Below are 6,000 nucleotides of genomic sequence, written 5' to 3'. Positions count from 1 at the left end.
GAGCAGATCGGACTCGATCCGATCCTGGGTCGTCTCCCGCACCGTGAGCGTGATCCCCGGATGCGCGGCGCGGAACCGATGGATCAACGGCCCGATCAGATATGCGGTGAAGGTCGGGGTCATCGCCACCCGCAGATGCCCCCGGGACAGATCCTGCACATCGTGAATCGCGCGCTCGCCGGCGTCGAGATCGCGCAGCGCCAGCCGGGCGTGCTGCGCGTAGGCCTCGCCGGCGTCGGTCAGTCGGACGGTACGGCCGGAACGATCGAGCAGTGCCACGCCCAGGTGGCGCTCGAGCTGTTTGATCTGCTGCGACAAGGTCGGCTGCGAAATATGCAGCGATTCGGCCGCCCGGGTGAAGTTGCCGTGATCGGCGACGGCGAGCAGGTACCGGATGTGGCGCAGCTCCATTCGACGACTATAGACACCACCGATCATGACAATCCGAAACCGGTCTTGGACACTATCGCGGCTCGTGGTCACAGTGGAGTTGTCGACAGATTTCAGGAGACCATTCGAACGGAGGACGGCGATGAGCCGGGATACGGATCTGCTGCGTCGGGCGATCACCCTTGCCGAGGAGGCGGGCGCGCGCGGCAACCGCCCTTTCGGCGCGGTGATCACGACCGCGGACGGTCGTGTGCTGGCCACCGGTCGCAACGAGGTGGCCGAATCCGGGGTGATCACCGCGCACGCCGAATTGACGGCGGTCACCGCCGCGATCGAGGCGGGTCGGGCCGCCGACCTGATCGGTGCCACCGTATACGCCAGCGGTGAGCCGTGCCCGATGTGCAGCGCGGCGATGGTCTGGGCCGGGATCGGCCGTATCGTCTTCGCCGCGGCCGAACCGGATTTCGGGGAAATCCTCCGCGAAGGGCCGCGATTCAGGCTTCGCTGCGCCGATGTGGTCGGCGCCGCCGACGTCTCGATCGAGGTCTCGGGACCGCATCTGGGCGAGGAGGCGCTCATCCCCTTCCGTCGCCGGGTCGGAAACCTCGCGGCAGGACAGGGCCCCGCCGGCGTCCGCGCCGAGTAACCCGGGACTCTCGGCTCAGCGCGCCCCGACCACCCAGCGCCGCTGGGCGGTGAAAACAGCGTTCACGCTACGACTGCAGCGCCGGCGACGGGCCGGTTCCGGTCGACGCGCCCGGACCGGCCGGCATCATCGCAGCCGGTTGCGTACCTCGGCGAGCAGTGCGGCCGCCGAGTCCCGCAGCGCCTCCACGAGCGCCTCGCCGGCCGTGCCGAGCCCGCGGGCCCGCACCACCCGGGTGGGGCGCACCGCCGCCGGATGATCGATCCGGATCAACGCGATCGTCGCGGGAACCAGCGGCGCCGCGATCCCGGGCACCACCGTGCCGCCCAAGCCCGCCGCGACCAGCCCCAGCTTGGCGAACCAGTCCCGCGCGACGAACGCGATATCCGGCACGTGTCCGGGTTCGTGCCAGGCGCCGAGCAGTGTGTCGTCGGGCTTCGAACTGCCCGCGATCCACTGCGTCTCCCGCAGCTGCGCCGGTGTCACGCTGATCCGATTCGCGAGCGGATGGTCGGCGGCGACGGCCACCAACAGCGGATCGTCGAGCAGCGGTTCGACCGCCACCGAATCGGGGAGCGCACGGTCGCCGGTGACCACCGCGAGATCCAGCCGGCCGCGAGCCACCGCGGTCAGCAGGTGGGGGCTCAGCCCTTCGCGCACCGGCACCCGCGCCGCGGTCGCCGCGACGGCCCGCGGCACCAGGGCGGCCATCGCGGTCGAGAACGCGCCGACCCGGATCGTCGCGGGTGGCCCGGCGATCAACCGCCCGAGTTGTTCGCGGGCGGTGTCGAGTTCGGCGACAACGGTTTCCGCGTGCCGAACCACGAGGCCCCCGGCCGCGGTGAGCCGGACGCCGCGGGCGTGCCGGTCGAACAGCCGACAGCCGGCCGCCTGTTCCATCAGCGCGATCTGCCGGGAGACCGCTGATTGGGTGTAGCCCAACCGATCCGCCGCGGCGGAGAACGATCCGCTGCGGGCGACCTCGCGGACCACGCGCAATCCGGTGACGGTGAACTCAGCCATGCCGAATACTGATATCAGACGTGCGAGATCATCGCTTGTCGCATGGGTGGGTGCTGGTTAGCGTCGATCCGGTGAGCGTGAACGAGAACCGGGCGCTGGTGGAGCGCATCTTCGAACGGATGGCCGCCGGCGAGACCCGTGCGCTGAGCGATGCGATGGCACCGGAATTCCGGTGGATATTCCCCGGGCGGTGGTCGTGGGCCGGTACCTGGGGGCCGAAATCCGTTGTGGTACACGATCTGCTGCGGCCGTTGATGGCGCAGTTCACCGAGTACCGGATCCGTGCCGAAGCGATTCATGCCGACGGTGACCACGTGGTGGTCCAGGCGCGTAGCACCGCGACCACGGTCGGCGGTGAATGCTATGACCAGCATTACTGTTTCGTCTTCCGCGTCGCCGCCGGACGCTTGATCGACGTGATCGAGTACTGCGATACCGCGCTGGTCGAGCGGGTGCTCGAACCACTGCGATGAGACAGCGGGGACGGGCAGGCTCGCCGAGGACCGCGGTCAGTCGAGCAGCGCGTAGATCGAGGCCGGTGATCCGGAGCCGTGTTCGGTGACGAATCCGCCGACCACGACGGTGAAGTCCCGGGGCGGCAACTCGGCCAGGTGCGCGAGGATCTCGAGGCTGAGCCGGTGGTCGCGGTACAGCAGCTTGGACACTCGGAAGGTGTCGTCGGTGCCCACATCCGGGCTGAACGCATCGGTGCCCAGCGCGCCGCGCCGGCCCAGCACGCCGTGGTCGAGCAGCCACTGCACCGCGGCCACCGAGAATCCGGGGTGCCGGAGCCGTCCCTGCGCGTCCGGACCGGCGAAATCCGCTGTTCCCCAGTATTTTTCCCACCCGGTGTGCAGCAGTACGGCGGCCTCGGCGGGGAAGGGGCCGTGCCGATCCTGCCAGGCGATCAGATCGGCGACACCGAGCGCGTAGTCAGGATCGTGGCGTGCCTGCTCGCTGATATCGATCCGGACGCCGGGTAGCACGAAATCCTCGGGGTCCAGCTGGTCGGCGGTCGCCGCGCCCGGGGTGAAGTGGGCGGGTGCGCCCCAGTGCGTTCCGGTGTGTTCGCCGACGCTGACGGTCTGGAGATAGAAGCCGTCCGACGCGACGGTGGCGATGGTGTCGAAGCTCGGCTTCGGATCGCCGGGAAAGACCGAAACCGTCGTCGCCGACAGCGGATGCGACAGGTTCAGGACCGCCGAATACCCCATGACGACAGCGTGCCACAGCCCTACCGGTTCGGCACCACGGTGGATCGCCGAACCGATAGGGCTGCCGAGCCGAATCCGGTGCTCGGTTCCGGGCCGGAGTCCGCACGCCCGGAACCGGGCGGTTCAGCGCAGATGGACCGGAACCGAGATGTGCCCGTTGGAGATGAAGCTGCCCAACGGTTTCAGCTCCGCGGGATCCACCGCGAGCCGCATCTCGGGGAAGCGGGCGAAGATGGCCGGCAGCGCGATCGTCGCCTCCATCCGAGCCAGCGGCGCACCCAGGCAGTGGTGCGCGCCGTGGCCGAAGGCGAGGTGCTCCTTGTTGGTCCGGTGCACGTCGAAGGCGGTGGTGGTCTCGCCGTGTACCTTCGGATCGCGGCAGGCCGCGCCGTAGCCGGCGAGGATCGGCTCGCCCTTCGGAATCAAGGTCTCGCCGATCGCGATGTCCTCCACCGCGTACCGGAGGGGCAGGTGGTTGACCGGCGGCTGATACCGCAGCGTCTCCTCCACCAGTTCGGTCCACGGTACCCGGCCCGAGACCACGTCGGCGCGCTGCTCCGGATGGGTGAGCAGCGCCACGATGGCTTGATCGATCAGATTGAGCGTGGTCTCGTGGCCGGCGTTGACCACCAGCATCAGCGTGTCGACGAGTTCGGTTTCCGACAGCTGGGCGCCGTCCTCGTCGCGGGTCGCGATCAGCACACTGGTGATGTCGTCGCCCGGCTGCTCGCGCCGGAAGGCGACCAGTTCGCCGACCAGCCGGCCCATTTCGATGAAGTTGGCCTGCGCCTGCTCCGGTGTGAACGAGGTATCGAAGAATCCGTCCACGCAGGCGTGGATCGCGGCGTCGAGATGCTCCGGAACACCCAGCAATTCACTGATGACGCGGATCGGCACCGGATAGGCGTAGTTCGGGCGCAGGTCGACGACCTCGCCCGGCGGTGTCGCCGCCAGCCGCTGGAGCAGATCCGCAACGATCGCCTCGATCCGCGGGCGCATCGCCGTGGTGCGGCGGTGGGTGAAGGCCGGCGCGACGAGTTTGCGCAGCCGGCGATGTTCGGAACCGTAGGCGGTGAACATGTTCCGCGCCGCCACCCACGGTTGCAGCGGCCACGATTCGTTGATGTCGCCGTTGATGTAGGCCGACCAGTGCTGGCGCGGATCCTTCGACACCCGGGGATCCGACAGCAGGCTCTTGAGCACCGCCGCGTCGGTCACCGACCAGGCCGGAACCCCGCCCGGCAGTTCCACCAGCGTGACGGGTCCGCGCTCCCGAATCCGCTCGTTCTCGGCGTGGATATCGGCGCCGGTCAAGTCGAGCACGATTGGTTCCTGCTTCATCGGAAGCTCCTTACGCCATGTTCAACGGAGGGGATGCGGGGAACGTGACCGGCAGCGCCGCCATCGCGCGGTGGAAGGGGCCCGGGCGCCAGGTGATTTCGCTCGGATCGACCGCCAGCTGAATTTCCGGCAGCGCGTCGAGCAGCTGGTCGATGGCGTCCTGCACCACCAGATACGCCACGGAGCGCGCCGGGCACGCGTGCGGCCCGGCGCTCCAGGCCAGATGTGAGCGGTTTCCGGTGCGATCGCCACCGGCGATGACCGGATCGTTGTTGCAGGCCGCGAGGCTGATGACCACCGGCTGGTTGGCGGGTAGCCAGGCGTTGTCGATCAGAATCGGCTGGCGCGGATAGCTGATGGAGAAGTTCGCCATCGGCGGGTCCTTGAACAACACCTCGTCGAGCGCGTCGCGGGTGGACAGGCTGCCACCGAGCATGCCGCCGCCGAAGCGATCGTCGGTGATCATCAGCAGCAGCGTGTTCGAGATCAGGTTCTGCTGCGGTTCGATGCCCGCGCCGTAGAAGCTGATCAGGTTGTAGAGCATCTCCTCGTCGGTGAGTTTGGCCGGGTGGTGGGCCAGCCGGGAGGTGACGTCGTCCCCCGGTTCGGCTCGCCGCAGGTGGATCAGTTCCATCAGCGCCTGGCTCAGATGTTCCATACCCCAGGCCGCGTTCACCGTGTCGAACAGTGCCGCCATGCCCGTGGCCACGCGTTGGCCGAGCTCCGCCGAACAACCCACCATGCGATTGAGCGATTCGAAGACGAGCGGAAAGGCGTACTGGGACACCAGGTCCGCGGAGCCGGTCTCGCAGAAGCTGTTGATCAGCGGGATGGCGATCTTCTCGATCGTGCTGTGCAGCGCGTGCAGATCGATGCCGTCCACGGCCGCCGTATAGGCCTGCCGGTACCGCAGATGCGTCGTCCCCGAGTTGCGCAGCGCGTTCGGATACCACTGCATCATCGGCCGGACCGGACAGTCCTCGGGCACCGTTTCCTGCCACGCCCGCGGGTCGGCGGGGAAGTGGTCGGGATCGTTGAGGATGCGCAGCGCGGTGTGGTACCCGATCACCAATGTCGCCGGGACGCCGGGCGCCAGTTCGATCGGCACCAGCGAACCGTAGCGCCGCCGCATGCGGTCGTAGGTGCCGTGCGGGTCGGCTGCGAACTCCGGTGTGTCCAGCAGGATTCGGGGGCCGTCGGTGTCGATCGGCGAACCCAGGTGCTGAACGGGACAGGTGGCGGTACCGCCCGCGCCGGGTAGTGCGGACAGTGCAGTACGTGGTGTGGTCAAAAGCTGAGACTCCAGAGAATGAACCGTCAAGCGCGACGAGGGATTCCGCTGTCGGGGTGTGGTCCTACAGCGTCACCTCACATCTGTTGTAGGAC

The 6,000-nt window shown here is 68.3% G+C and carries 7 protein-coding genes; 2 read left to right on the top strand and 5 right to left on the bottom strand.

The features are described 5' to 3' along the window. The coding region (locus ON37_RS11365; RefSeq protein WP_040718973.1) for a LysR family transcriptional regulator at positions 1-411 on the bottom strand (411 nt) is incomplete at its 3' end. A 121-nt stretch (positions 412-532) separates the two neighbouring features. Between ON37_RS11365 and ON37_RS11360 the strand changes: the two genes are divergently transcribed. Continuing rightward, complete coding sequence (locus tag ON37_RS11360) at positions 533-1,036, top strand: nucleoside deaminase (protein ID WP_051031471.1); 504 nt, start codon at positions 533-535, stop codon at positions 1,034-1,036. Positions 1,037-1,162: 126 nt separating this feature from the next. Here the strand turns inward: ON37_RS11360 and ON37_RS11355 are convergent, their stop codons facing one another. Further along, the gene (locus ON37_RS11355; protein WP_040718971.1) at positions 1,163-2,059 is read right to left on the bottom strand and encodes a LysR family transcriptional regulator; all 897 of its coding nucleotides are present in this window, start codon (positions 2,057-2,059) and stop codon (positions 1,163-1,165) included. 71 nt (positions 2,060-2,130) lie between these two features. Here ON37_RS11355 and ON37_RS11350 point away from each other — a divergent pair, with 71 nt between their 5' ends. Next, the gene (locus ON37_RS11350) at positions 2,131-2,532 is read left to right on the top strand and encodes a nuclear transport factor 2 family protein (RefSeq protein ID WP_040718992.1); all 402 of its coding nucleotides are present in this window, start codon (positions 2,131-2,133) and stop codon (positions 2,530-2,532) included. A 36-nt stretch (positions 2,533-2,568) separates the two neighbouring features. Here the strand turns inward: ON37_RS11350 and ON37_RS11345 are convergent, their stop codons facing one another. From ON37_RS11345 to ON37_RS11335, 3 genes are all read right to left on the bottom strand, one after another. Then, positions 2,569-3,273 (bottom strand): cyclase family protein, encoded by a 705-nt coding sequence (locus ON37_RS11345; RefSeq protein ID WP_040718970.1) that lies wholly within the window; start codon positions 3,271-3,273, stop codon positions 2,569-2,571. A gap of 123 nt (positions 3,274-3,396) precedes the next feature. Further along, a complete protein-coding gene (locus tag ON37_RS11340; protein WP_040718968.1) occupies positions 3,397-4,614 on the bottom strand; it encodes a cytochrome P450 family protein in 1,218 nt (405 codons plus the stop codon). 10 nt (positions 4,615-4,624) lie between these two features. Beyond that, on the bottom strand, positions 4,625-5,905 hold the full coding sequence (locus ON37_RS11335) for a cytochrome P450 family protein (RefSeq protein WP_245553160.1): 1,281 nt from the start codon (positions 5,903-5,905) through the stop codon (positions 4,625-4,627). Positions 5,906-6,000: the final 95 nt, after the last annotated feature.

This window comes from Nocardia veterana NBRC 100344 (assembly GCF_000308855.1).
GTDB classification, from domain to species: Bacteria; Actinomycetota; Actinomycetes; order Mycobacteriales; family Mycobacteriaceae; genus Nocardia; species Nocardia veterana.
This window is presented reverse-complemented; position numbering and strand designations above follow the sequence as displayed.